Genomic DNA, 24,555 nt, shown 5'->3' with positions numbered 1-24,555 from the left:
GTAGGCTCGAAGCATGCTCAAGATGGCCGAGGGCGTGGCCCGCCTCGGCGCGCTCGCCGAGATTCCCGTGGTGGCGAAGCTCGCCCGCGCGTTCGCCGACGCAGGGTTCGAGCTCGCGATCGTCGGCGGCCCGGTGCGGGACGCACTTCTCGGCCACGCGACGAACGACCTCGACTTCACCACGGATGCCCGCCCGGACGACATCCTCCGGATCGTCAAGCCGATCAGCTCCGCGCACTGGGACATCGGGCGCGCGTTCGGCACGATCGGCGCCCGGATCGCGGGCGAGCAGGTCGAGATCACCACCTACCGTGCCGACAGCTACGACGGGGTGACGCGCAAGCCGACGATCGCGTTCGGCGACTCCCTCGAAGCGGACCTCGTGCGCCGCGACTTCACGGTCAACTCCATGGCGCTGCGGGTGCCCGAGCGCACCCTGGTCGATCCGACCGGCGGGGTCGAAGACCTGCTGTCCCAGCTCCTGCGCACTCCGGCCGATCCGCGGGTCAGCTTCGGCGACGACCCCCTCCGCATGCTGCGCGCCGCCCGCTTCACCGCCCAGCTGGGCTTCATCGTCGAATCGGGGACCGAAGCGGCCATCGCTGAACTGCGATCCACCCTCTCGATCGTGAGCCCCGAGCGTGTCCAGGGCGAGATTGTGCGGCTGCTGCAGACCGACGACCCGGTGCGCGGCATCCGCCTCCTCGTCGAGACCGGCCTCATCGACCAGTTCCTTCCCGAGGTCTCGGCCCTGCGCCTCGAGATCGACGAGCACCACCATCACAAGGACGTGTACGAGCACTCGCTGACCGTGCTGCGGCAGGCGATCGCCCTCGAGCGCATGAGGAATCCGGATGCCGCGCCCGACGTGCCGCTGCGCCTGGCGGCCTTGCTGCACGACATCGGCAAGCCCTCGACCCGAAAGCTCGAGCCGGGCGGTGGGGTCACCTTCCATCACCACGACGTGCGCGGCTCGCGACTGGCCCGCAAGCGCCTGCAGGCCCTGCGCTTCGACAGCGACACCACGAATGTCGTCAGCCGGCTCATCGAGCTGCACCTGCGGTTCTTCGGCTATTCCGAAGGCGCGTGGACCGATTCGGCCGTGCGCCGGTATGTGCGGGATGCCGGAGCCGAACTGGATCGACTCCACATCCTCACCCGCGCCGACGTGACGACCCGCAACCAGCGCAAGGCGTCGCGGCTCGCGCATGCGTACGACGACATCGAGCGGCGCATCGACGAGTTGGCCGAGCAGGAGGAGCTCGACGCGATGCGTCCCGAGCTCGACGGCAACCGCATCCAGGAGGTGCTCGGCATCGGCCCCGGCCGCGAGGTCGGCGAGGCGTATCGGTTCCTCCTCGACGTCCGCCTCGATGAGGGCCGCATCGGCGAGGAAGAGGCCGAGCGGCGCCTGCGCGACTGGTGGGCCGCCCGAGGCTGACCCCGGCGCGGGGTCAGGGGCTGGCGGCCAGGGCAGCCCGCACGAGGAACGTGACGTCGATGCTCACGACCCCCTTTGGCGTGAGAACGGATGCCGGATCCACGATCGCCACGTKGGCGGGCGCCTCGGTGATCGCGGCCGTCTGCGTTTCGGCGATCACGGTGTCACCGCGGGAGTCGGCTCCGGCGTGGCGGCGGGGGTGACGGCCGGAGTTGCGGCATCCGCTGCCGTGACCGGAACCGCCGGGACGAAGGGGAACGGGAAGATCGGCGTCGTCGCCTTCGACGTGTCCGGGCTGCCGGTCTCATCGAGCGGAGCATCGGCCGGGAGCTCAGCGAGGGGGTATACGTTCCAGATCGGAGCACGACCGGGAACCGACAACGCGACGGGGACGGGGCCGCCGCCGTACAGGAAGTAGTCGTCGACCGGCGTCGTCCCGCCCGCATCACCAACCGTGGTGAGCGGCCGGCCGGCCTGGTCGAAGAGCTGCACGTCGGTGAGTGGAGTGCCGTCGGCGTCGTACGCGAAGATGTTCCGGATGCGCTCGCCATCGATGGTGAGGCCGGGCTGACTGGTGTCGATGTACTCGACCCCGCCACTCGGACCCGACATGTATGACATGAGGGCAGCGAGCAGAACCGGTACGAAGATCACCGCCGCGATGTCGATGATCACGCGCACCACCCGCAGCCACGCGAAGGGCAACCAGCGACCACGGCCCCATTGGATGCTCAGCAGCATCATCGCGGCGAAAAGCACGACCGCCGCGGCGCTCGCGGGCAGCAGAGTTCCGATCCCGGTCACGATGCCCAGGCCGAAGTACAGCACCCAGCCGCGCAGCAGCCACCACACCGGGCGGAGTGCGACGAGCAGGTCGATCGTCCACGCTCCTGCACGATTCGCGCGAATCCGCCGAAGCATGCCGGCGCCGGACGCGATCACCCGTTCCCGCACCGTCGGGCCAGGCGCCGGCGTCTCGGCCCGCTCCGGGAGCCCCGCGGCCGCGCGCAGCTCTGCAGCGTACGTCGCGGCATCCGGAATCTCGAAGCCCTCGCTCTCGGCGGCCTGCTCGAGAAGATCGGCTTCGAGGCCATCGACGAGATCGTCGACGTCATCGGCGGGCAGGTCGTCGAGATGCCGACGGACGGATGCCGCGAAGGCGGCGATCTCTGGGGCCGTGGTCGTCGCGGTCATCGGTTCTCTCCGATCGTGCGCAGGGTCTTGGTGGTGGGAGCGGGAACGTCGAGCAGGCCCGACATCGCGGCGGCGAAGCTTCCCCACTCCACGCGCTGGGTGGCGAGCATCTCCCGGCCCTGCGCGTTGATCGCGTAGTACTTGCGGTGCGGCCCACCGTCAGACGGAACGACGTAGCTCGACAGCGCGCCCGCGCTGTAGAGCCGGCGCAGGGTGCCATACACCGACGCGTCGCCGACGTCGCCGAGTCCGGCATCCCGGAGGCGTCGGACGATGTCATACCCGTACGCATCGTCGTGCTGGACGACGGCAAGCACGGCGGCGTCGAGCACCCCCTTCAACAGCTGGGTGGTATCCATCCCGCCTCCTCGCGACTCACTATGCGATGGACAGTACCACGGAATGCGCAGTAGTGCGCGAAGCGTGGAAGTGATCTCTCCAAGCGTGTCGGTCGAGTGCTGAGATCGCGCCGGGCGCTTCGGCCTGGCAGGGTGGGTGCCAGGTCTGGGAGGACGACAAGACGATGAGCGGAACCACCGAAGCAGACGACCCGACGGCCGCGCTCGTGGCGCTCGCCGAGAGCCGCGGCGTCGCCACGTCATATTGGTCGTTCTTCGGCGATCGCGTCGAGGTGCCGGCCACGACGCTGCGGGCCGTGCTGCGGGCCATGGGCGTGACAGCTGAGACGGACGCCGAGGCCGAGCAGGCCATCGCCGATGCTGAGGAACGAGTCTGGCGCGAGCTGCTGCCGCCATCGCTGGTCGTTCGCGTGGGATCCGGCGAGCTCAGCGTGCACGTCGCGGACGCTCACGACGTCACCCTGACCGTCGAACTGGAAGACGGGTCGTGGCGCGGCATCCCGATTCCCGATCAGCGTCCCGACTCGCGGATCGTCGATGGCGTCGTGGTGTGGCACGTCAGCGTGCCGCTGCCCGCGGATCTGCCCCTCGGGTGGCACACGGTCCACGCCCGGCAGCGGCCGTTCGGCGCGGACAGCGACGATCGCACGGCCGCCGCCCCGCTCGTCGTCACCCCCGACCGGCTGCCGGTGCCGCCTGGACGCCACGGTGGCAGGGCGTGGGGGCTCATGGCGCAGCTGTACTCGGTGCGCTCGCGCGGCTCATGGGGCATCGGCGACTTCGCGGACCTCGGCGACATCGCCGCGATCGCCGGAACGCATGGTGCCGACTTCCTCCTCGTCAATCCCATCCACGCGGCGGAGGTCACCCCCCGCATCGAGCCCTCGCCGTACCTGCCCGCGACTCGTCGCTTCCTGGCGCCCCTCTATGTCCGTCCCGAGGACATCCGCGAGGCGTCATATCTGTCGACCGAGGATCGTGCGGTGATCGCGCGAGTCCGCGAGACGGTGTCGGGATCCAACACGGATGCGTCCCGCATCGATCGTGATGCGGCGTGGCTGGCGAAGCGCGCGGCGCTCGAGATCGTCTTCGCCGCACCCCGCTCGCCGGGCAGGCAGTCGTCGCTCGACGCCTTCGTAGCGCGGGAGGGTCGTCCGCTCGCCGACTTCGCGCTCTGGTGCGCCCTCGAGGAGCACTACGCCGGCCGGCTCGCCGATGGTGAGGAGCGCCCGGACGAGGCATGGGACATCGGATCGCCGCTCATCGCGCGGCTGCGGGGCGAGCTCGCGGAGCGGGTGGCGTTCCACTCGTGGCTGCAATGGGTCGCGGACGAACAGGTGCGCGCGGCGCAGGCGGCGGCGAAGGACGCCGGGATGCGCATAGGGATCATGCACGACCTTGCGGTGGGCGTGCATACGAAGGGGTCGGATGCCTGGTCCCTTCGTGAGACGTACGCCCAGGGGATGCTCGTGGGGGCGCCGCCCGACATGTACAACCAGCTCGGGCAGAACTGGAACCAGCCCCCGTGGCTGCCCGATGCGCTCGCCCGGTCGGGCTACGCCCCCCTGCGCGACATGATCCGCACCCTGCTGCGGCACGCCGGCGCCCTGCGCATCGACCACATCATCGGGTTCTTCCGGCTGTGGTGGATCCCGGCGGAGCTCGGCGCAGCGGCCGGCACGTATGTGCGGTACGACCATGAGGCCATGATCGGGGTCCTCGCGCTCGAGGCGCATCGCGCGGGTGCCGTCGTGATCGGGGAGGACCTCGGAAACGTCGAGCCGTGGGTGCGCGACTACCTGTCGTCCCGCGGCATCCTGGGCACCTCCGTGCTGTGGTTCGAGCACGAGAACGGCGGCCCGACACCGCCGGAGCACTACCGTGAGGCGCTGCTCGCGACGGTGAACACGCACGATCTGCCGCCCACAGCGGGCTACCTCGCGGGCGAGCACGTCGACCTGCGTGCGCGTCTGGGACTGCTGACGCGTCCGGTCGCCGAAGAGCGGGCGGATGCCGCGCGCGAGCGCGACACCATGCTCTCGATCCTGCGGCAGCGGGGGCTCATCGGCCCGGACGCCACCGAGCAGGAGATCGTCGAGGCACTGCACGTCTTCCTCACCGCTTCGCCGTCTCGGCTCCTGGGTGTGTCACTCGTCGACGCGGTCGGCGAGCGTCGAGTGCAGAATCAGCCAGGGACCGACCTGGAGTACCCGAACTGGCAGGTCCCCCTCGCGGACGCCTCGGGTCGCGCAGTGCTGGTCGAGGACCTCGCCGACAACGCGCGGTTCTCGTCCCTGACGTCGGCGGTCAACGCAGCCCTGGACTGATCGGTGCCACCAAGCTGTCCACCCGGTCCGATGGCGCCACATTAATTGATGAGTGGCATAATATTGCTAGCTAAACTAGCAAATTATCGCTAGTCTCTCTAGCGATGTCGCACTGTCGCGACATCGGATCCAATGGAGGAGGGACACATGCGCAAGCGCATCACAATGACGGTCACGGCCGTCACGATCGCGGCGATGGCGGCTCTGGCGGCGCCGACAGCGGCGATGGCGTCGGACGGCTTCGGCAAGCAGATCAATGACTGCGGCTCGAGCTATGGTCAGTTGGTCTCGGGCGCTCGCCAGGCGGGCCACATCGATGGCTCCGTCGGCGGGGCGCGGGTCTGGATCGAGAGCGGGCTCGCCGCCGCGCACGGCTGCAGTTAGCCGTCGCGGTTCTGGGGGCGCGGCGTTCTGAAACGCTGCGCCCCTACGAGCGCCCGGTCCCCTTGCGTTTCGGTCTGGTTACGATACGTTCACCGGATTGCCGATCGGGCGTGCGGCGAACAAGGATAGCGGCAGGGTCGCACTCATCCGACGGCCCATCCCTTCCCAGCAGAGGTAGCACTATGTCACTGCACCACAGCGGGCGCGGCCGTCTCGGCCTCGCCATCGGCGCCTTCGGCGCTTCCGCCCTCCTCCTCGCCGGCTGCGCCGGTGGCGGCGGGGACACTGAATCCGCGGACGCCTCGGGCGAGCCGCTCATCGTGGGCACCACCGACAAGGTCACGACCCTCGACCCCGCAGGCTCGTACGACAACGGCTCGCTCGCTGTCCAGACCCAGGTCTTCCCGTACCTGGTCAACACCGACTACAACAGCAACGAGGTCGTCCCCGACCTCGCCGAGAGCGCCGAGTTCACCTCGCCCACGGAGTACACCGTGAAGCTCCCGGCCGGTCTGAAGTGGGCGAACGGCAACGACCTGACGTCTGCTGACGTCAAGTTCTCGTTCGACCGAAACCTCGCGATCGCTGACCCGAATGGCGCCTCGAGCCTGCTCTACAACCTCGACAGCGTCGAGGCGGTGGACGACACCACGGTGGTCTTCCACATGAAGGCAGAGAACGACCAGATCTTCCCCTTCATCCTGACGAGCTTCCCTGGCGCGATCGTCGACGACGAGGTCTTCTCGGCCGACGCGCTCACGGCCGACCAGGACATCGTCGACGCCAACGCGTTCGGCGGACCGTACGCGATCACGTCGTGGGACTTCAACAAGACCGTCGAGTTCACTCCCAATGAGAACTACCAGGGTCTGCTCGCTGCGCCGGTCAACGGCGGCGTGATCCTCAGCTACTTCGCCGAGTCCTCGAACCTGAAGCTCGCGGTTCAGGAAGGCGATGTGGATGTCGCATACCGCAGCCTCTCGTCGACCGACGTCGACGACCTGAGCGGAAACGACGCGGTCAAGGTCGTCAACGGCCCGGGCGGCGAGATTCGCTACATCGTCTTCAACTTCGACACGCAGCCCTACGGCGCCACGACCCCCGAAGCAGATACGGCCAAGGCGCTCGCGGTCCGTCAGGCCGTGGCCGACCTCGTCGACCGGCAGGAGATCTCGGAGCAGGTCTACAAGGGCACCTACACCCCGCTGTACTCCTACGTGCCCGAGGGCTTCGCCGGCGCGACTGACGCACTGAAGGGCCTCTACGGCGACGGCGACGGCGGCCCGGATGTCGACAAGGCAAAGGCCGCCCTCGAGGCAGCCGGAGTCACCACCCCGGTCGCGCTGAGTCTGCAGTACAGCCCGGACCACTACGGCCCGTCGTCGGGAGACGAGTACGCGCTCGTGAAGTCGCAGCTCGAGGAGAGCGGTCTGTTCGCCGTCGACCTCAAGTCGACCGAGTGGGTCCAGTACTCGAAGGACCGCACGGCCGACGTGTACCCCGCGTACCAGCTCGGCTGGTTCCCGGACTACTCCGACGCCGACAACTACCTCACGCCGTTCTTCCTGAAGGAGAACTTCCTCGGGAACCACTACGACAACCCCGAAGTCAACGACCTCATCCTGGAGCAGGCAGTCGAGACCGACCCGGCGACCCGCACCGCGGACATCGAGCAGATCCAAGAGCTCGTGGCGAACGACCTCTCGACCGTTCCGCTGCTGCAGGGTGCCCAGGTGGCCGTGGCCGGTGCCGACGTTGACGGGGTCATCCTCGACGCGTCGTTCAAGTTCCGGTTCGCACCTCTCACGAAGTAGTCGAACGATGACCGATGGGGCGGCTCGCGTGCGGGCCGCCTCATCGGCGTGCGGCGCTTTGCACCCTCACAGATAGGCTCCCCCCATGACGAGTGACGTCGTTGCGTCGATCGACCAGCCTCCGACATTTCTCGCGCGCCGGCGGGCGCGTTCCGGTGGGACGCTCGGCCGCTACATCTTGGTGCGGTTCCTCCTGATCATCCCGACGATCTTCATCCTCGTGACGCTCGTCTTCTTCCTCGTGCGACTGACGGGCGACCCCATCACGGCGGCGCTGGGCGGCCGGCTGCCCGCCGACCAGCTTCAGGAGCGTATCCACGACGCGGGCTATGACCGGCCGGCGATCGTCCAGTACCTCGAGTACCTCGGTAAGGTCTTCACCGGCAACTTCGGCACGACGCTCACTGACAATCGGCTGGTGACCGAGGTCGTCGTCCAATACGGACTGGCCACCTTCGAGCTCGTGATGTATGCGCTCATCATCGCGCTGGTCGTCGGCATACCCCTCGGAATGGTCGCAGCAGCCCGCCGCGATCGCGGCACGGATGCCGGCCTCCGCGTGAGCGCGATCCTCTTCTACGCGACGCCGGTGTTCTTCGCCGGCCTCCTCGCGAAGCTCGTCTTCTCGGTCTGGCTGGGCTGGTTCCCGGTGAGCGGTCGCGCGAGCGTGCGCACCGAGATCGCGCTCGAGCGTCAGGGCGGCACCGGCATCTACCTCATCGACGCCATCGCGTCGGGCAATCCCGCCTATGTGCAGGACGTCCTGCTTCACGCCGTTCTGCCCGCCATGGTGCTGGGGCTCGCGACGGCGGGCATCTTCCTTCGCCTGGTTCGGACCAACGTCATCGGCACGCACAACATGCCCTACATCGACGCGGCGCGCTCACGTGGCGTGAGCGAATACCGGCTGGTCCGGAGACATGCCTTCAAGCCCGCCCTCATCCCCATCATCACGGTCATCGGGTTGCAGATCGCCCTGCTCCTCGGGGGTGCCGTCCTCACGGAGACCACCTTCGAATGGCAGGGACTCGGGTTCCAGCTCGCGAAGTACCTCGGCTCCCGTGACTTCGTCGCCATTCAGGGCATCGTCGCGCTCATCGCCATCCTCGTCGCGCTCACGAACTTCGCGGTGGACGTCATAGCCGCCTTCCTCGACCCGAGGGTGAGGTACTGAGATGGCGAAGTCTGGCATCTTCACCCGCCTGCCCGTCGTGCATCAGCTGCGGCAGAGCGTCGGTCTGCAGCGCGGCATGCTCATCGCGGGCCTTGCGCTCACAAGCTTCTTCGCTCTGCTCGCGATCTTCGCACCATGGCTTGCGCCGTACGGCTTCGCCCAGCTGCGCGGTCCGGACGGGCTCTTCGGCGCCCAACAGCCACCGAGCCCGGAGCACTGGCTCGGAACGACCGTCGGTGGTTATGACGTGCTGTCGCGCACGATCTGGGGTGCCCAGACGTCGCTCCTCGTCGTCGTCGTCGCCCTGATCCTCTCGGTGTTCATCGGCATCCTGCTCGGGCTCGTATCGGGATATCTCGGCGGGTGGATGGACAAAACGGCGGTCGTCGTCGCCGACGCGATCTACGCCTTCCCGACCCTCCTGCTCGCGATCGTGGCTGCCATCGCCATCAGTGGGGGTCAATCCGGTCTCTGGCCGGGCATCATGGCGGCCGCGATCTCGATCACCGTCGTGTTCATTCCGCAGTACTTCCGCGTCGTCCGGTCCGAGGTGGTTCGAGTCAAGTCGGAGGCCTTCGTCGAGTCAGCCAAGGTCATCGGCGCCTCGACGCCACGCATCATGTTCGTGCACGTCCTGCGCAACGCCACGCGGACACTGCCGCTCATCGTGACCTTGAACGCCTCGGAGGCGATCGCGACTCTCGCCGCCCTGGGCTTCCTGGGCTTCGGCATCGAGCCGACGGCGGCCGCTGAATGGGGCTACGACCTCAAGGAATCGATCGGCGACGTATCCGCGGGCATCTGGTGGACGGCAATCCCGCCCGGCACCGCTCTGGTCCTCGCGATCCTGGGGATGACGCTCATCGGAGAGAGCCTGAACGACCTGGCCGACCCGCGCCTGCGGGCGCGTCGTCGTGCGACCAAGCAGACTCCGGCCGACGCCGTCGCCGCGTCCCAGCCGGCGACCCGCGAATTCATGGGAGAGGTCGAGTGATGGCTGCCGTACCCACAGCATCCGATGCCCTCGCGGTGGAGATCCGCGACCTCGATGTGACGTTCGCCACCGATGGCGGAGACGTTCGCGCCGTTCGCAAAGTGTCACTCGATGTTCGCCGCGGCGAAGTGCTGGCGATCGTCGGCGAGTCGGGCAGTGGCAAGACCGTGACCGCCCGGACCATCCTCGGCCTGCTACCCGAGACCGCTCTGATGCAGGGCACCGTCCTCCTCGACGGCACCGAGGTCATCGGGCTCGACAAGAAGGAGATGCGGGAAGTGCGCGGCACGAAAGCCGCGATGATCTTCCAGGAGCCTTCCACCGCGCTGAATCCCGTCTATACGGTGGGTTGGCAGCTGGCTGAGGGTCTGCGGGCGCACGGGAAGTACTCCAAGTCCGAGGCAAAGGCGCGTGCTGTCCAGATGCTCGGACGTGTCGGCATCCCCGACCCCGAGCACCGGGTGAACGACTACCCCCATCAGTTCTCCGGCGGACAGAAGCAACGCATCGTGATCGCGATGGCGCTCGCGCTCGACCCGACCGTCATCGTCGCCGACGAGCCGACGACTGCTCTCGACGTGACCGTACAGGCGGAGATCCTCCAACTGCTGCGCACGCTGCGCGACGAGGATGGCACCGCGATCGTCCTGATCACGCACAACATGGGCGTCGTCGCCGATCTCGCAGACCGCGTCGCGGTTATGTTGAACGGCGAGATCGTCGAAACCGCTCCCGCGCGCGATCTGTTCGCGGCGCCGCAGCACGACTACACGAAGCGCCTACTCGCTGCGGTTCCCCGTCTCGAGATCACCGACCGACAGCTCCCCTCATCAGACACCGCTGCAGAGCCTGTCGTCGTCGCGGACGAACTCGTCATCGAGTACGCCGGACGATTCGGCCGATCCATGTTCCGCGCCGTCGACCGCGTCAGCTTCTCGATCGCGCCCGGTGAGGTCCTCGGACTCGTCGGTGAGAGCGGATCGGGCAAGACCACCATCGGCCGCGCGATCGCGGGCCTGACACCGGTTGCCGATGGATCGCTTCGAGTGCTCGGCGTCGAGATGCGCGGGGTGAAGGAGCGGCAGTTCCGGCCGCACCGCAAGGAGCTGGGCTTCGTGTTCCAGGACCCGGCGACCAGCTTCAACCCGCTCATCACGATCGCGCAGAACGTCGCAGAGCCGTTGATCGTCCACGGCTCCGAGCGAGACGCGGTCGCGGTGCGAACCAAGGTCGACGAGCTTCTAGAGGCCGTGCAGCTGCCGAAGGCGTTCGGCGATCGATTCCCGCACGAGCTCTCGGGCGGTCAGCGCCAGCGGGCCTCGCTGGCCCGGGCTCTCGCTCTCGACCCGAAGCTGCTGATCGCCGACGAGCCGACGAGTGCCCTCGACGTCTCGGTGCAGGCGAAGGTCCTCGAGCTCTTCCAGGAACTGCAGGCGCAGTTCGGGTTCGCAACCCTCTTCATCACGCACGATCTCGCCGTCGTCGACATGCTCGCGCACAAGATCGTGGTGCTCCACAACGGAGTGATCGCGGAGGAGGGTCCGACCGCTCAGGTGCTCGGCAACCCGCAGGACCCGTACACGAAGCGTCTCATAGCGTCGCTCCCGGTGCCCGATCCCGAAGAGCAGGCCGCTCGCCGCGCTGCATGGAACGCGACGCGCGAGCTCTGACCGAGTTGCGCCCGCTACCGCAACGGGTGTGACCAACCACGCCCAGTCATCCGACTGCGATACTCTGCCCGGATCGCCCTTCCCACCGATGAGCGCCTGGCGTCGAGACTAAGGCCGAGGCTGCGTCACGTTTCCCGACCACGGCAGAGCGGCCGCTACCGTAGCGGTCATGACCGACAACTCGGAGCGCACAGCGCCGGCGCCCGGCGCGGCGTCCGCGGCAACCCTCCCGGCCGAACGGCTGAAGGCGTTCTGCGATGCCGTCGTGGCTATCGCGATGACGCTGCTGATCCTGCCGCTCATGGAGAGCGTGGGCGAGGCCGCCGCCGACCACCTCACCTCGTTCGAGTGGCTGACCCAACCCCAGAACACCGGCCAGCTCTTCAGCTTCGTCCTCAGCTTCGTGCTGATCGCGAACTTCTGGCTGACCCACCACCGTCTCTTCGCCGGCATCCATCGAGTGACGAACGGCCTCCTGTGGCTGACGATCGCGTGGATGTTCACCATCGTCTGGCTGCCGATCCCCACCGCTCTGCTGGGCCAGCTCGAGACGGATGCCGGGCAGGAGGTCCTCTACATCGGCACCCTCGCCCTGACCAGCCTGGTGATGTTCCTGAGCCGCCTGTATGTGCTGCGGCATCCATCGCTCCATGACATCCCCGAATCGCGCCTGCGCAGCGGGTTGACGGCGGACCTGGTGACCCTGGCGCTGTTCCTCCTCGCGCTCGCCGTCGCGCTGGTGTTCAAGGACGTGGGGTATTGGGCGATGTTCCTGCTTCTCCTGGTCGCGCCGGTGCACCGGCTCATCACGCGTCTGCGCTGACGGAGTCAGGACAGCAGCGCGAGGATCCCGCCGGCGAACATCTGGAACAGCCAGATGGCCACGAAGACGACGATGAACACGACGGTGAACCATCTGACGCCCTTCGTGAGACGGCGGCCGGGCGGCGCCACGCCTGGCGGCGGTCGAAGCAGCGCAGCAGGCGGGGTGAAGGGCACTGCGGTTCCCACCGCGGCGCCGGCCGACGATGACGTGACGGATGCCGCGGCCGCGGCATCCGTCGCCAGTCGTTCATCGCGCCAGCGCGACCATTGCGCGAATTTGTCGAGCAGCGCACCCACCACGGAGAACAGCCACGCCCAGGTTGCCGGATCCAGCGTGGAGAAGGACCGCTGGCCGTACAGGAACAGCCAGTCGTCGACGATCTCGACATCGAGCGCCGCCGCGTGGTCGATGAACCTCGCCATGATGTCGGGGGTGAACAGATACAGCGCATCGCGCTCGTAGCCGACCGGGCAGTACAGCGCGAAGTGCTCATTGAAGTCACCCTCGAGTTCGAGCCGCTGCTTGCGGTCGAAGGCCGACGGGAGGTTCGATCCGAGGAACGAGTTGTTGCTGGTCGCGTCGAGCACGATGTTCGGCAGCGGCACGTCCAGCTTGACCGCGACATAGCCCCACTGGTGGGTGGTCTGGCTCTTGCCCGAGCCGGTCGAATACGAGTAGTTGCCGAACTCGACGAACCGCGGATGCTCGCCGCGGACGAGATCCGTCGCCTGGCGGGACTCGCCGAGGCCGAAGATCATGCCTGGCAGGCGCGGCGCCGCCACGTGCGGCACGTACGACATTCCGTTCGCCCGCGCGAATCGGTCGAGGCGGTACCAGCGCTCGCTCGTGCCGCTGAGGGCGCGGATGACACCGAACACGACCGCGACGGCGATCGCCGCCATGATGAGGAACGGCACGACCAGGAACACCGCCGCCGCCGGACCGCCCGTCTGTGCGCCGCCCGCGCTGAGAGCGATGACCGATCCGGCGATCGAGAGGAACGTCGTGCCGAACACGCACACGAAGACGACGATCACCAAGGCGGTGATGACTACGGCGATGCCGCCGAACGCCTGAGGCGCCCGGCCTTCCTGCCGCAGCCGGCGCGCGTACGCGGTGACGGCCGTGCGGTCCACGGGCTCGGTGAGCGGGCGGGGATCCATGCGCCCAACGTAGCGGGGGACGCGCGACGGTTCGCGCAGGTGTCAGCGCCAGAATTCCGCGAGCGGCTCGGCGAGGGCTCTGCCCTGGTCGTACCCGGCGCGGGCAGCGGGCGCCCGCAGCGACGGATCCATCGCATTCTCACCGAACAGGGGTGCGGCGCCGCTGTTCGGGAAGATCGTCTCGACCCGGCTCCCCGCTGCGCGGAGGTCGTCGACCTGGGTGGCGAGATGGGTGCCCCACTCAGAGGGATGCAGCGATCTGCCGCTCAGCGGCGACAGCACCAGCACCCGCCCGTAGCCGGCCGCCAGATCGGCGTTCTCTGCGTTGGAGCGGTAGCCGCCGTCGATATAGCGACCGTCGCCGATCCGGTAGGCGGATGCGCCGCCGGAGGTGCTGGCGGCGACGGCGTCCACCAGGTCGACGCCGCTGTGACGGTCGAACACGACAGGCTCACCGGTGCGGGCGTCGACGGCCGTGATGAAGATCGTCCGGTCCGGCCACTCCCGGCGGGGAAGGCGGGCGGCGACGATGTCGCGCCACCGTACACTCCCGGAGCCGTCCGATGCCGCATCGTGCTCGAGCGTCAGTGCACCCATGCGGCGGCGCATGTCGGCGGCGTCCGTCGAGGTCGCGATGATCGCGCGGAATCTCTCCAGATGGTCGGCCACCGGTCTCGGGGCCGCGCGTCGGCGCTCGGGTTCACCCGGAGCGGGCCGCTGCGGAGGGACCGCGGCGATGGTCTCGGCATAGAGCTCACCCGGGGTCGCGCCGGCGAGCTGAGCCGCGTTCGTCGATCCGGATGATGTGCCGATGGTCAGGTCGGCCGTGGTCACGTCCAGTCCGGCTTCGGCCAGGCCGGCGATGACGCCGATCACCCAGGCGTTGCCGGCCGATCCGCCGCCGCCGAGAACGAGCGCGCGCTCGGTGGCGTGCAGAGAGGAAGAAGGGGTGGTGTTCATGGGAGTCGCCTTTCGCGAATTGCCTGTCTGGCGCTCCCGGTGGCGACTACGTCAGTCGCGCGATCGTGGACTGCAGGGGAGCGCCCACTCTGGATACTGCGTTCATGGGACTCACCTCCTGTCGACGGTTCACGATCGCTGGAACGCTATCACGGCATGATCGAACCAGCGAGCGAAGGAGTGGCGCATGGAACCGAGGAACCCGGACGATCTCGAGGCGCTGCGCGCGGCATCCGATGTCCTCGGCATCGACGCGCTGCTGAGCGACGACGAGCGGGCGGTGCGCGACCGGGTGCGCGGCTTCGTCGACGAGCGGATCCGGCCGAACATCGCGGACTGGTTCGACCGGGCGGTCTTCCCGGCCGAGCTCGCGCGCGAGCTGGGCGAGCTGGGCGTGCTCGGGATGACCCTCGAGGGATACGGATGCCCCGGCCGCAGCGCCGTCGCGTACGGCCTCGCCGCGCTCGAGCTCGAGGCCGGCGACTCCGGGATCCGCACGTTCGTGTCGGTGCAGGGGTCGCTCGCGATGGGGTCGATCCATCGCTGGGGGACCGAGGCGCAGAAGCAGGAGTGGCTGCCGCGGATGGCGCGCGGCGAGGTCATCGGATGCTTCGGCCTGACCGAGCCCGACGCGGGCTCCGATCCCGCGAGCATGAAGACGTTCGCGCGGCGCGACGGCGCCGACTGGGTGCTGAGCGGCTCGAAGCGGTGGATCGGGCTGGCGTCGATCGCGCAGGTCGCCGTGATCTGGGCCCAGACCGAGGACGGCATCCGCGGATTCCTCGTCCCGACCGACGCGCCGGGCTTCCGCGCGACGGTGATCGAGCCGAAGCTGTCGATGCGCGCATCGATCCAGTGCGAGCTGCACTTCGATGACGTGCGGCTGCCGGCCGCGGCCCTGCTGCCAGGCGCGGAGGGGCTGCGCGGGCCGTTCTCCGGGTTGAGCGAAGCGCGCTACGGAATCGTGTGGGGCGCGCTCGGCGCCGGCCGGGACAGCTTCGAGGCGGCCCTGCGGTACTCGCTGTCGCGGGAGCAGTTCGGCCGGCCGATCGCGGGGTTCCAGCTCACCCAGCAGAAGCTCGTCGACATGGCCGTGGAGCTGCAGAAGGGGGCGCTCCTTGCGCTGCATCTCGGCCGCCTCAAGGACCAGGGGCGGCTCCGGCCGGAGCAGATCTCGCTCGGCAAGCTCAACAACGTGCGGGAGGCCATCGCGATCGCGCGCGAGGCGCGGACCATCCTCGGCGGCAACGGCATCCTCATCGAGAACAGCCCGATCCGGCATGCCGCGAACCTCGAGTCGGTGCGGACATATGAGGGCACCGACGAGGTGCACACCCTCATCCTCGGGCAGCACCTGACCGGCATCCCGGCGTTCCGCTGAGCTCGGCGCGGACCTCTCGACCGGACGGGTTGTTCACACGCACCACTGACCGGTTTGGCGCCGCGGGTAGGGTGATTCGAGCGAAGCGCGCGGTCCCACCGAGGGCACCACAACGGAGTGCGCGGTGGGAGAGTTTCGACATGCCTGGTCTGATCGCTGATCTCGGCGGCTACGCGCTGCGGCAGCCGCGCGAGTACGGCCGCCTCCGCCGCATCCGCGAGCGCATCTACACGGTCCTCGCGCCGCTGCGCGCCGAGGTGCTGCGCTCCGACGAGCCCATCCCGTTCGCCGACCTCGACCGCGGGGCCTTCCGCCCGCTCCGCAACGGCGCCGCGTGGGGCGCCAAGTTCGACTGCGCCTGGCTGCGCATCACCGGCGACGTGCCCGCGGGCGCGGCCGATGCTGTCGCGATGCTCGGCATCCGCGGCGAGGGACTCATCTACTCCGCGGCCGGCGAGGTGCTCGATTCGGTCAGCACGGTATGGATCCAGGGCGACCTGCCGCACAGCGGCGGCCAGCACCGGCCCGTGCACGGCGTCGACACGAGCACCGGGCACATCGAGTTCTACGCCGACGTCGCCTACAACGGCTGGCTGCTCTACGACTTCGGCAAGGCCAAGTTCCACGACGCGCATCTCGCCCGCCGCGACGACGCGGTGTTCGACCTCTACTACGACTACCTCACGCTCGCGGTGCTCGCCGATGCCACCCAAGACGCCGCGCTCGCCGCTGAGCTGAACGCCGCCCTGCGGGTGGCGTACGGTCGCTTCACTGCGGGCGACGCCCAGGCCGCGCGGGACGCACTCGCGGGGCCGCTGGCCGCGGCATCCGATAGCGACTTCGTCTACAGCGCCGTCGGCCATGGCCACCTCGACATGGCCTGGCTGTGGCCGCTGCGCGAGACGCGCCGCAAGGCCGCGCGCACGTACGCGAACGCCCTCAAGAACATCGACCGCACGGATGACTACATCTACGGCACGAGCCAGCCGCAGCAGATGCAGTGGATGAAGCAGGAGCATCCCGCCCTCTTCGAGCGGATGAAGGATGCCGTCGCCGCCGGCCGGATGGAACTCCAGGGCGCGTTCTGGGTGGAGCCCGACACCAACCTGCCGAGCGGCGAGTCGCTGGTGCGCCAGGCCCTGCACGGGCGGCGGTTCCTCGAGGAGGAGTTCGGGCTCGACCGCGAGGACATGCGCATCTGCTGGCTGCCCGACACGTTCGGGTACAACGGCAACCTGCCGCAGATCCTGCGCAAGAGCGGGATGGACTGGTTCCAGACGATCAAGCTGTCGTGGAACAAGGTCAACGTGTTCCCGCATCGCACCTTCCACTGGCAGGGCATCGACGGGTCGACCGTGCTCGTGCACATGCCCCCGGAGGGCGACTACAACAGCCGCGCCGCGGCCGATGGCCTCCTCAAGGGCGTGCAGCGGTATCCCGAGCGCGATCTCGAATCGGCGCTGCTCGTCTACGGCGCAGGCGACGGCGGCGGGGGGCCAGGCGAGGTGCACCTCGAGCTCACCCGGCGCGAGCGGAACCTCCGCGGGCTGCCGCGGGTCGAGTACTCGACGGCCGACCGCTTCTTCCGCGCGCTCGAGCTGCAGGAGATCACGCACACCCACGTCGGCGAGCTGTACCTCGAGACGCACCAGGGCACGTACACGACCCAGGGCGCGATCAAGAAGTACAACCGGCTCGTGGAGCGCAAGCTGCACAACGCCGAGGCGCTCGCCGCGCTGACCGGTGGCGGCACCGAAGCCCTCGACGCGCACTGGAAGGTGCTGCTGCTCAACCAGTTCCACGACATCATTCCGGGCTCGTCGATCACCAGGGTCAATACCGAGGCCGTCGAGGCGTACCAGTCGGTGGACGCCGAACTCGATGCGCACATCGGCGAGCTGGTGGCCGAGCTGCCGGCCGGGCAGGGTCGCTCCGCGATCAACCTCACCGGCTTCGCGCGACGCGAGCTCGTCTCCGTCGACGGGGAGTGGCTGCAGGCCGACGTCGGTCCATACTCCGCCGCACCCCTGACGCCCGCTACCGCGTTCGATTCACTCGCGACCACCGCCGACACGATCACCAACGGCATCCTCACTCTGCAGTTCGACGCCACCGGCGAGATCATCTCGTGCACGGATGCGAGCGGCGCGGAGCATGCTGGGGCGGGCCTGAACCGCCTCGTCGTGTTCGAGGACCCGTTTCAGTTCCCGTTCGACGCCTGGGACATCGACCAGGGCTACCGCGAGAAGAAGTCGCAGACGCTCATCGTCAGCGAGGTCCGCACGAGCATCGACGGGGCGCGGGTGGTGCGTCACCACGCATACCGCGCGCCGAAGGTCACGATCCACCAGCGCGTGATCCTGGAGGCGGGCAGCCCGGTGGTGCGCTTCGAGACGCACGTCGACTGGCACGAGAAGCATCGGATGCTGCGCGCCGAGTTCTTCCCGACCCACTACGGTCCCGAAGCGCTGTGCGATATCCAGTTCGGTCACATCGGGCGGCCGACGACCGAGCGCGACTCGGTCGAGAAGGCCCAGTTCGAGATCTGCGCACACAAGTGGATCGCGGTGCAGGACGACGAGGCCGGCTTCGCTCTCCTCAACGACAGCAAGTACGGCCACCGCGCCAAGGAGGGCCTGGTGAGTCTGAACCTGCTGCGCGCCCCGACATTCCCCGACAAGACGGCGGACCGCGGCACCCACCAGTTCACCTACGCCTTCATGCCTTTCACGCCGGGCGACCTCGCCACCGTGATCGCCGAGGGCTATCGCCTCAACAATCCGCTGCTCGTGGCCGACGGCGCCCTGTTCGAGACCGCGGCCGCGACGACCGGCGACGCCGTGATCGTCGAGACCCTCAAGCCCGCCGAGGACGGGAGCGGCATCATCGTGCGGCTCTACGAAAGCCTCGGCCGCCCCGCCACGACAGCGTTCCGCACCACCATCGCGCACACGCGAGCGACGGAGACCGACCTCATGGAGCTGCCGACCAGCGAGACCGCCGTCGACCTCGCGAACCTCGAGTTCGGGCCGTTCGAGATCAAGACGATCCTGCTGGAGGCCCGGCGATGACTGAAACCGCGACGCCCGCGCCCGCGGCGACACTCACACCGCGCACCCAGCGCACGTCGATCGTGGTCGCCGGCTTCGGGCAGAACATCGTGCTCACCACGGTGACGACGTTCATCCTCGTATACCTGATTCAGTACGCCCACATCAGCGTGCAGGGTCTGGCCGTGGTCACCGCGATCATCACGGTCGCGAAGCTGGTCGACGCGGTGAGCGACCCCGTCATGGGCAGCCTCGTCGACATGACGCGCACCAGGTGGGGCAAGATGCGGCCCTACATCCTCTTCTCGGCCGCGCCCGTCGCCGTGCTGTCGACGCTCCTCTTCGCGATCCCGGATGTCTCGGAGGCGGGCAAGCTCGTCTTCTTCGGCGTCTGCTACTTCCTGTGGGGGTTCGCGTACACGGTCTGCGACGTGCCCTTCTGGGGCCTGATCGGGTCGGCCTTCCCCGATTCGAGCGAGCGCACCGGAGTGATCTCGCACGTGCGCGCGTTCGGGGCGATCGCCCTCGGTCTTGCCACGCTCGGGATGCCGTGGCTCGCGCTCGCGTTCAGCTTCAACGGTGAGACCACGGCCACGGGCTGGACGATCGCGGTGGCCGTGGCATCCGTCGTCGGCATGGGCATGTTCCTCCTGGCGTTCTTCAACACCCGCGAGAAGGCGCAGGGCGAGCGCGAGCGACTGACCTTCAAGGAGCTGTTCGGCACGCTCTTCAAGAACACGCCCCTGCTGATGGTGCTGCTGGGTTCAGTCCTGGGATTCGGGCGCTACATCGTGCAGGCCGGCGGCGCGGTGTTCGTCGTGATCGCCTACGGGAACGCGGCGTACTTCACCCTGATCGGCGCGGCGATCATCGTCGGCATGGTGCTCTCGTCGTTCCTCACCCCGCTGCTGCTCAGGCGGCTGAGCGGCAAGTCGCTCATCCTCTGGAGCTCGCTCGCCGGGGCTGTCTTCTACGTCGCGATGTACCTCGTCGGATTCGCCAGCATCATCGCGATCATGATCTTCATCTTCCTGACCGGGCTCACGCTCGGGGTGTTCCTCGTTGTGCAGACCACGATGCTCGCCGACGCGGTCGACGACGTCGAGCGCCGCACCGGAGTGCGCAACGACGGCATCTCGTTCTCGACGCTGACGTTCGTCTCGAAGGTCATGAACGCCCTCGCCGTGCTCGTGTTCGGCGCCTTCGTGGTGATCGCGGGCTACCAGGCCGGGGTCACGGTCACCCCGCAGATGCAGAACACCGTGTTCATCGCGATCACCCTCGTGCCGGCGCTGAGCTGCCTGGTGTCGGCCGTGCCGTTCCTCTTCTACAAGGTCGGCAAGCCCGCCGCGGTGTGAGCGCCCGGAGCATCCCGATTCGGCCGGGAACCAGGCATCCGCTAGACTGTCAAGGTTGTCCGGTTGCGACTCTGTTCGCGTAAGCCCGTGACGACGTGCACACACCCTCCTGCTGCCGGGAAATGCCCGACAGCCGTTCTAGTCCGAAGGAGGTGGGTTAGTGACGCACCAGTACGAACTCATGGTCATTCTGAGCCCCGAGATCGATGAGCGCACGGTTGCCCCGAGCCTCGACAAGTTCCTGAAGGTCATCACAACTGATGGTGGCTCGATCGACAAGGTCGACATCTGGGGCAAGCGCCGTCTCGCGTACGAGATCCAGAAGAAGACCGAAGGCATCTACGCCGTCGTCAACTTCACCGCGACGAGCGCCGCCACGAACGAGCTCGACCGTCAGCTGAACCTCAGCGAGCTGGTCATGCGCACCAAGGTGCTCCGTGCGGAAGAGGCCATCGCGATGGTCGCCGCCGAGGCCGAGCGCTCCGCCGAGAAGGCCGCCCGCAAGGCTGCCCGCCCCGCGAAGCCCGTCAAGCAGGACGCGTAACGAGCATGGCCGGCGAGACGATCATCACCGTGGTGGGAAACCTCACGGCTGATCCCGAGCTGCGCTACACGCAGGCCGGACTCCCCGTCGCGAACTTCACCATCGCGTCGACCCCGCGCAACTTCGACCGTCAGGCGAACGAGTGGAAGGACGGCGAAGCGCTGTTCCTCCGCGCGAGCGTGTGGCGCGAGTTCGCGGAGCACGTCGCAGGTTCGCTGACCAAGGGCTCGCGGGTCATCGCGACCGGTCGCCTCAAGCAGCGCTCGTACGAGACGCGCGAGGGTGAGAAGCGCACTGCCATCGAGCTGGAGGTCGACGAGATCGGCCCCTCGCTGCGCTACGCCACCGCACAGGTGACGCGCGCCGCGGGTGGCAGCTCCGGTGGCGGACAGTCGCGCGCGCAGGTCGCCGACGAGCCGTGGTCGACCCCCGGGTCTTCCACCGGTGGTGGCGCGGATGCCTGGAGCACTCCTGGCACCGCCTACGGCGACGACACCCCGTTCTAACGAATTCCGGATGCCTCGGCATCCGATCTCTCTTCAAGTAAAGGAAAACCATGGCTGGAAAGTCGAGCGGCGACCGCCGCAAGCCGCGGAAGGGCGGCAAGACCGCCGCTCCCGCGAAGCCGACCCGCGTCGGCGTCATTGACTACAAGGACGTCGCCACGCTTCGCAAGTTCATCTCGGAGCGTGGGAAGATCCGCGCCCGTCGCATCACCGGTGTCAACGTGCAGGAGCAGCGTCTCATCGCCCGCGCAATCAAGAACGCGCGCGAGATGGCGCTTCTGCCCTACGCCGGCGCCGGCAGGTAGGGACTGGATATGTCGAAGCTGATTCTCACGAACGAGGTCGCCGGGCTGGGCTCAGCCGGTGACGTGGTCGAGGTCAAGGACGGGTACGCCCGCAACTACCTCATCCCCCAGGGATTCGCTGTCACGTGGTCACGTGGCGGCGAGAAGCAGGTCGCGTCGATTCGCGCAGCCCGCGAGTCCCGCGCCATCCACGACCACGAAGAGGCCGTCGCGCTCAAGGACGCCCTCGAGTCGAACAAGGTCAAGCTGCCGGTCAAGGCCGGCGCTGAGGGCCGCCTGTTCGGCTCGGTCAAGACCGAGGCCATCGCCAACGCCGTCAAGGCTGCGGGTCTCGGTGACCTGGACAAGCGCAAGATCCACATCACCTCGCCGATCAAGTCGGTGGGCGAGCACGAGGCCACGGTCCGTCTGCGTGACGACCTGACCGCCGTGATCACCCTGCAGGTGGTTGCCGCGAAGTAATTTCGCGAACGAGCGGATGCCGCAGCCCCTTCGGGGGTTGCGGCATCCGTCGTTTTTCGGCCGCAAGATAGTCGCTGCAGGGGTGCGTGTACAGTGCCGAATCGCTAACCGAGAAAGCCTCTTCGGAGTTGTGCTTTCCACGGATCTGTGCACAGGTAGGCGCGATCGGCGAAACCTTCAACGATTACTTCAACCCCGTTGTCCTCCACACCCCTGTTAGCCCGATAATCCCAGGTCAGCGGAAGAATAATCAGGCGAAACGAACCCGAAACACGACGTTGTCCACAGGTGTTGTGCACAGGGTACCCGGCGTTTCGCGCAGGCATTCCACAGAGTTATCCACAGGCTCAGTTGCGGTGGCGATGCCCCCTATCTAGCGTGGGGTGCGGCCCCCCGGGGAGCCTCGATGCCAAGGTCGGATGTCGGGGGTGGGTGCTCTCCTGAGAGCAGGAGGAACGGATGCCGCGGCATCCGTCGATCTGCGCTCATGCGCGCCTGCCCGAACCTCCGCGACCGCCCGAGAACGCCCGATGTACGACCCGAAGGACTTGCCTATGTCGATCGCCGACATCTCCGAAGAGCGCATGGGCGGACCCCGCGAGCACGAGCGCACCCCGCCTCACGACCTGCTGGCGGAGCAGAGCGCACTCGGCGGCATGCTGCTGTCGAAGGACGCCGTGGCCGACGTCATCGAGACGCTGCGCGGCACGGACTTCTACATCCCGAAGCACGAGCTGATCTTCGAGGCGATCCTCTCGCTGTACTCGCACGGCGAGCCCACCGACGTGGTCGCGGTCACCGACGAGCTCATCAAGACCGGCGAGCTCCAGCGTGCCGGCGGCGCCGACTACCTGCACACCCTCACCTCGATCGTGCCGACGGCGGCGAACGCCGGCTACTACGGAACGATCGTCGCCGAGCGCGCGCTGCTGCGCCGTCTGGTCGAGGCCGGCACCCGCATCGTGCAGATGGGCTACTCCGGTCAGGGCGAGGCGCTCGACCTGGTCAACAACGCCCAGGCGGAGATCTACGGCGTCACCGGCGCCGATGCGGCCGAAGACTACGTCCCCCTCACGATCGCCGTCGACGCCGCCGTCGATGAGATCGAGGCGGCGCGCGGTCGCGATGGGCAGATGACCGGCGTCCCCACCGGCTTCGCGCAGCTCGACCAGCTCACCAACGGGCTGCACCCGGGACAGTTGATCATCATCGCCGCCCGCCCTGCGCTCGGAAAGTCGACGCTCGCGCTCGACTTCGCGCGCGCGGCATCCATCAAGCACGACCTGCCCACGATCTTCTTCTCCCTGGAAATGGGGCGCAGCGAGATCGCCATGCGCCTGATGTCGGCCGAGGCATCGGTGCCGCTGCAGGCCATGCGCAAGGGCACGCTCGATTCGCGCGACTGGACGACGATCGCCTCCGTGCGCGGACGCATCAACGACGCCCCGTTGTATATCGACGACAGCCCGAACATGACGCTCGTCGAGATCCGCGCCAAGTGCCGCCGGCTCAAGCAGCGGGTCGGGCTCAAGATGGTGGTCATCGACTACCTCCAGCTCATGACTTCGGGCAAGCGCGTGGAATCGAGGCAGCAGGAGGTCAGCGAGTTCTCGCGTGCCCTGAAGCTGCTCGCGAAGGAGATCGGTGTTCCGGTCATCGCGCTGTCGCAGCTGAACCGTGGTCCGGAGCAGCGTGCCGACAAGAAGCCCGCACTCTCCGACCTGCGTGAATCGGGATCGCTCGAGCAGGACGCCGACATGGTGATCCTGCTGCACCGCGAGGCCGCGTACGAGAAGGAGAACCCCCGCGCCGGCGAGGCCGACCTGATCGTCGCCAAGCACCGCAACGGGCCCACCGACACCGTGACGGTGGCGTTCCAGGGTCACTTCTCGCGCTTCACCGACATGGCGGTCGGGCTCTAGCTCACTCGTATTTGTCGGGATTGTTTTTTGAAATGTCCATTTCGCGGCTAAATGGCCACGTGATGTCCATATGGACATTTCGCCCCTGACCGGGCGCAGTCGTCGACCTCGATCGGACGGGGCAAGCCATGCCTGGGCCGAGCGCCTCGGGATGCCTGCATTTGGCGGGCCTAAGTGCGACTTGTGTCGCGGGCGGGTCCTGCGGGAATCTCGGCGGGCACCCAGCGCCCCTTGCGATCGTGCCCGGTCTACCCGGCCCAGAGCCGTTCCCTCAGCTGCGGCAGCCGGTCACTGAGGAGTCCGTCTCCGAACAAGCGCCGTCGCGCTCGAGGACCCGCTCGAGGGAACAGCCCTTTGCGGTGGTCACATCGGACGCGAGGATGATGTGATGGAGCCCGTGGACCCCGCCGTCGAGACGCTGAACGCGTATGAGGAGCACGCGACGCAGTACGTCGATCGCACGTCCAACGCTCGGTCGCCCCTTGTCGATGACCTGATCGGGCTGACCGCGGCCGGGGATCGTGTGCTCGAGTTGGGTACCGGTCCCGGTAGGGACGCCGTGGCGCTCGAGGCTGCCGGGCTGATCGTCGACCGGACGGACGGTGCGGCCGCGTTCGTCGAAAGACTCAATGCGGCCGGTCATGCCGCTCGGGTGTTGAAACTCGACGCGCGCGACTTCGGCGGACCGTATGACGCGGTGTTCGCGAACGCGGTCCTTCTG

The 24,555-nt window shown here is 67.9% G+C and carries 22 protein-coding genes; 17 read left to right on the top strand and 5 right to left on the bottom strand.

The window, feature by feature from the left end:
* The first annotated feature begins 13 nt into the window (after window positions 1-13).
* Window positions 14-1,441 (top strand): CCA tRNA nucleotidyltransferase, encoded by a 1,428-nt coding sequence (locus ACXJ3V_RS08050; RefSeq protein WP_457099770.1) that lies wholly within the window; start codon window positions 14-16, stop codon window positions 1,439-1,441.
* A 13-nt stretch (window positions 1,442-1,454) separates the two neighbouring features.
* On the opposite strand, the gene ACXJ3V_RS08045 is transcribed toward ACXJ3V_RS08050, so the two are convergent.
* From ACXJ3V_RS08045 to ACXJ3V_RS08035, 3 genes are read right to left on the bottom strand one after another with little or no spacing between them, the layout of a single operon-like run.
* Window positions 1,455-1,601 (bottom strand): hypothetical protein, encoded by a 147-nt coding sequence (locus ACXJ3V_RS08045; RefSeq protein WP_457099769.1) that lies wholly within the window; start codon window positions 1,599-1,601, stop codon window positions 1,455-1,457.
* Window positions 1,598-2,635 carry a hypothetical protein gene (locus tag ACXJ3V_RS08040; protein WP_457099768.1) on the bottom strand — a complete coding sequence of 346 codons (1,038 nt, stop codon included), beginning with the start codon at window positions 2,633-2,635 and terminating at the stop codon, window positions 1,598-1,600. Before ACXJ3V_RS08040 ends, ACXJ3V_RS08045 begins: the two co-directional genes overlap by 4 nt.
* Window positions 2,632-2,994 (bottom strand): PadR family transcriptional regulator, encoded by a 363-nt coding sequence (locus ACXJ3V_RS08035; protein ID WP_457099767.1) that lies wholly within the window; start codon window positions 2,992-2,994, stop codon window positions 2,632-2,634. Before ACXJ3V_RS08035 ends, ACXJ3V_RS08040 begins: the two co-directional genes overlap by 4 nt.
* Window positions 2,995-3,158: 164 nt before the next feature.
* On the opposite strand from ACXJ3V_RS08035, the gene malQ reads away from it, so the two are divergent.
* The 7 genes from malQ (at window position 3,159) to ACXJ3V_RS08000 (ending at window position 12,180) form a co-directional block, all read left to right on the top strand.
* Window positions 3,159-5,321 (top strand): 4-alpha-glucanotransferase, encoded by a 2,163-nt coding sequence (malQ, locus tag ACXJ3V_RS08030; RefSeq protein ID WP_457099766.1) that lies wholly within the window; start codon window positions 3,159-3,161, stop codon window positions 5,319-5,321.
* Window positions 5,322-5,468: 147 nt separating this feature from the next.
* Complete coding sequence (locus ACXJ3V_RS08025; RefSeq protein WP_457099765.1) at window positions 5,469-5,705, top strand: hypothetical protein; 237 nt, start codon at window positions 5,469-5,471, stop codon at window positions 5,703-5,705.
* Between the two features lie 182 nt (window positions 5,706-5,887).
* Window positions 5,888-7,519, top strand: coding sequence for an ABC transporter substrate-binding protein (locus ACXJ3V_RS08020; RefSeq protein ID WP_457099764.1), 1,632 nt, complete (start codon window positions 5,888-5,890; stop codon window positions 7,517-7,519).
* 85 nt (window positions 7,520-7,604) lie between these two features.
* Window positions 7,605-8,693, top strand: coding sequence for an ABC transporter permease (locus ACXJ3V_RS08015; protein WP_457099763.1), 1,089 nt, complete (start codon window positions 7,605-7,607; stop codon window positions 8,691-8,693).
* 1 nt (window position 8,694) lies between these two features.
* Window positions 8,695-9,687 carry an ABC transporter permease gene (locus tag ACXJ3V_RS08010; RefSeq protein WP_457099762.1) on the top strand — a complete coding sequence of 331 codons (993 nt, stop codon included), beginning with the start codon at window positions 8,695-8,697 and terminating at the stop codon, window positions 9,685-9,687.
* Window positions 9,687-11,357, top strand: coding sequence for an ABC transporter ATP-binding protein (locus tag ACXJ3V_RS08005; RefSeq protein ID WP_457099761.1), 1,671 nt, complete (start codon window positions 9,687-9,689; stop codon window positions 11,355-11,357). The genes ACXJ3V_RS08010 and ACXJ3V_RS08005 overlap by 1 nt, the downstream gene beginning before the upstream one ends.
* Before the next feature lie 169 nt (window positions 11,358-11,526).
* Complete coding sequence (locus tag ACXJ3V_RS08000; RefSeq protein WP_457099760.1) at window positions 11,527-12,180, top strand: TMEM175 family protein; 654 nt, start codon at window positions 11,527-11,529, stop codon at window positions 12,178-12,180.
* Between the two features lie 5 nt (window positions 12,181-12,185).
* On the opposite strand, the gene ACXJ3V_RS07995 is transcribed toward ACXJ3V_RS08000, so the two are convergent.
* Both ACXJ3V_RS07995 and ACXJ3V_RS07990 read right to left on the bottom strand, forming a co-directional pair.
* Complete coding sequence (locus ACXJ3V_RS07995) at window positions 12,186-13,346, bottom strand: hypothetical protein (protein ID WP_457099759.1); 1,161 nt, start codon at window positions 13,344-13,346, stop codon at window positions 12,186-12,188.
* 42 nt (window positions 13,347-13,388) lie between these two features.
* Window positions 13,389-14,306 carry a patatin-like phospholipase family protein gene (locus ACXJ3V_RS07990; protein ID WP_457099758.1) on the bottom strand — a complete coding sequence of 306 codons (918 nt, stop codon included), beginning with the start codon at window positions 14,304-14,306 and terminating at the stop codon, window positions 13,389-13,391.
* Between the two features lie 187 nt (window positions 14,307-14,493).
* On the opposite strand from ACXJ3V_RS07990, the gene ACXJ3V_RS07985 reads away from it, so the two are divergent.
* From ACXJ3V_RS07985 to ACXJ3V_RS07945, 9 genes are all read left to right on the top strand, one after another.
* Window positions 14,494-15,687, top strand: coding sequence for an acyl-CoA dehydrogenase family protein (locus tag ACXJ3V_RS07985; protein WP_457099757.1), 1,194 nt, complete (start codon window positions 14,494-14,496; stop codon window positions 15,685-15,687).
* A gap of 140 nt (window positions 15,688-15,827) precedes the next feature.
* Entirely contained in the window at window positions 15,828-18,758 is a 2,931-nt protein-coding gene (locus ACXJ3V_RS07980) for an alpha-mannosidase (RefSeq protein ID WP_457099756.1), read from the top strand.
* Complete coding sequence (locus ACXJ3V_RS07975) at window positions 18,755-20,095, top strand: MFS transporter (RefSeq protein WP_457099755.1); 1,341 nt, start codon at window positions 18,755-18,757, stop codon at window positions 20,093-20,095. The genes ACXJ3V_RS07980 and ACXJ3V_RS07975 overlap by 4 nt, the downstream gene beginning before the upstream one ends.
* Before the next feature lie 160 nt (window positions 20,096-20,255).
* Complete coding sequence (gene rpsF, locus ACXJ3V_RS07970) at window positions 20,256-20,639, top strand: 30S ribosomal protein S6 (protein WP_457099754.1); 384 nt, start codon at window positions 20,256-20,258, stop codon at window positions 20,637-20,639.
* Window positions 20,640-20,644: 5 nt separating this feature from the next.
* Window positions 20,645-21,145: a single-stranded DNA-binding protein gene (locus tag ACXJ3V_RS07965; RefSeq protein WP_457099753.1), complete on the top strand. Its 501-nt coding sequence runs from the start codon at window positions 20,645-20,647 to the stop codon at window positions 21,143-21,145.
* A 50-nt stretch (window positions 21,146-21,195) separates the two neighbouring features.
* Window positions 21,196-21,450 carry a 30S ribosomal protein S18 gene (rpsR, locus tag ACXJ3V_RS07960; protein WP_457099752.1) on the top strand — a complete coding sequence of 85 codons (255 nt, stop codon included), beginning with the start codon at window positions 21,196-21,198 and terminating at the stop codon, window positions 21,448-21,450.
* Between the two features lie 9 nt (window positions 21,451-21,459).
* Entirely contained in the window at window positions 21,460-21,912 is a 453-nt protein-coding gene (rplI, locus tag ACXJ3V_RS07955; protein ID WP_457099751.1) for a 50S ribosomal protein L9, read from the top strand.
* Window positions 21,913-22,466: 554 nt separating this feature from the next.
* Entirely contained in the window at window positions 22,467-23,834 is a 1,368-nt protein-coding gene (gene dnaB, locus ACXJ3V_RS07950) for a replicative DNA helicase (protein WP_457099750.1), read from the top strand.
* A gap of 388 nt (window positions 23,835-24,222) precedes the next feature.
* Window positions 24,223-24,555 (top strand): class I SAM-dependent methyltransferase (locus ACXJ3V_RS07945; protein ID WP_457099749.1); only part of this gene is annotated, 333 nt, incomplete at its 3' end.

The sequence above is a fragment of the Microbacterium sp. P5_E9 genome (genome assembly GCF_054049175.1).
Note: the sequence above shows the minus strand (reverse complement) of the source record. Positions and strands in the feature narration are given on the sequence as shown.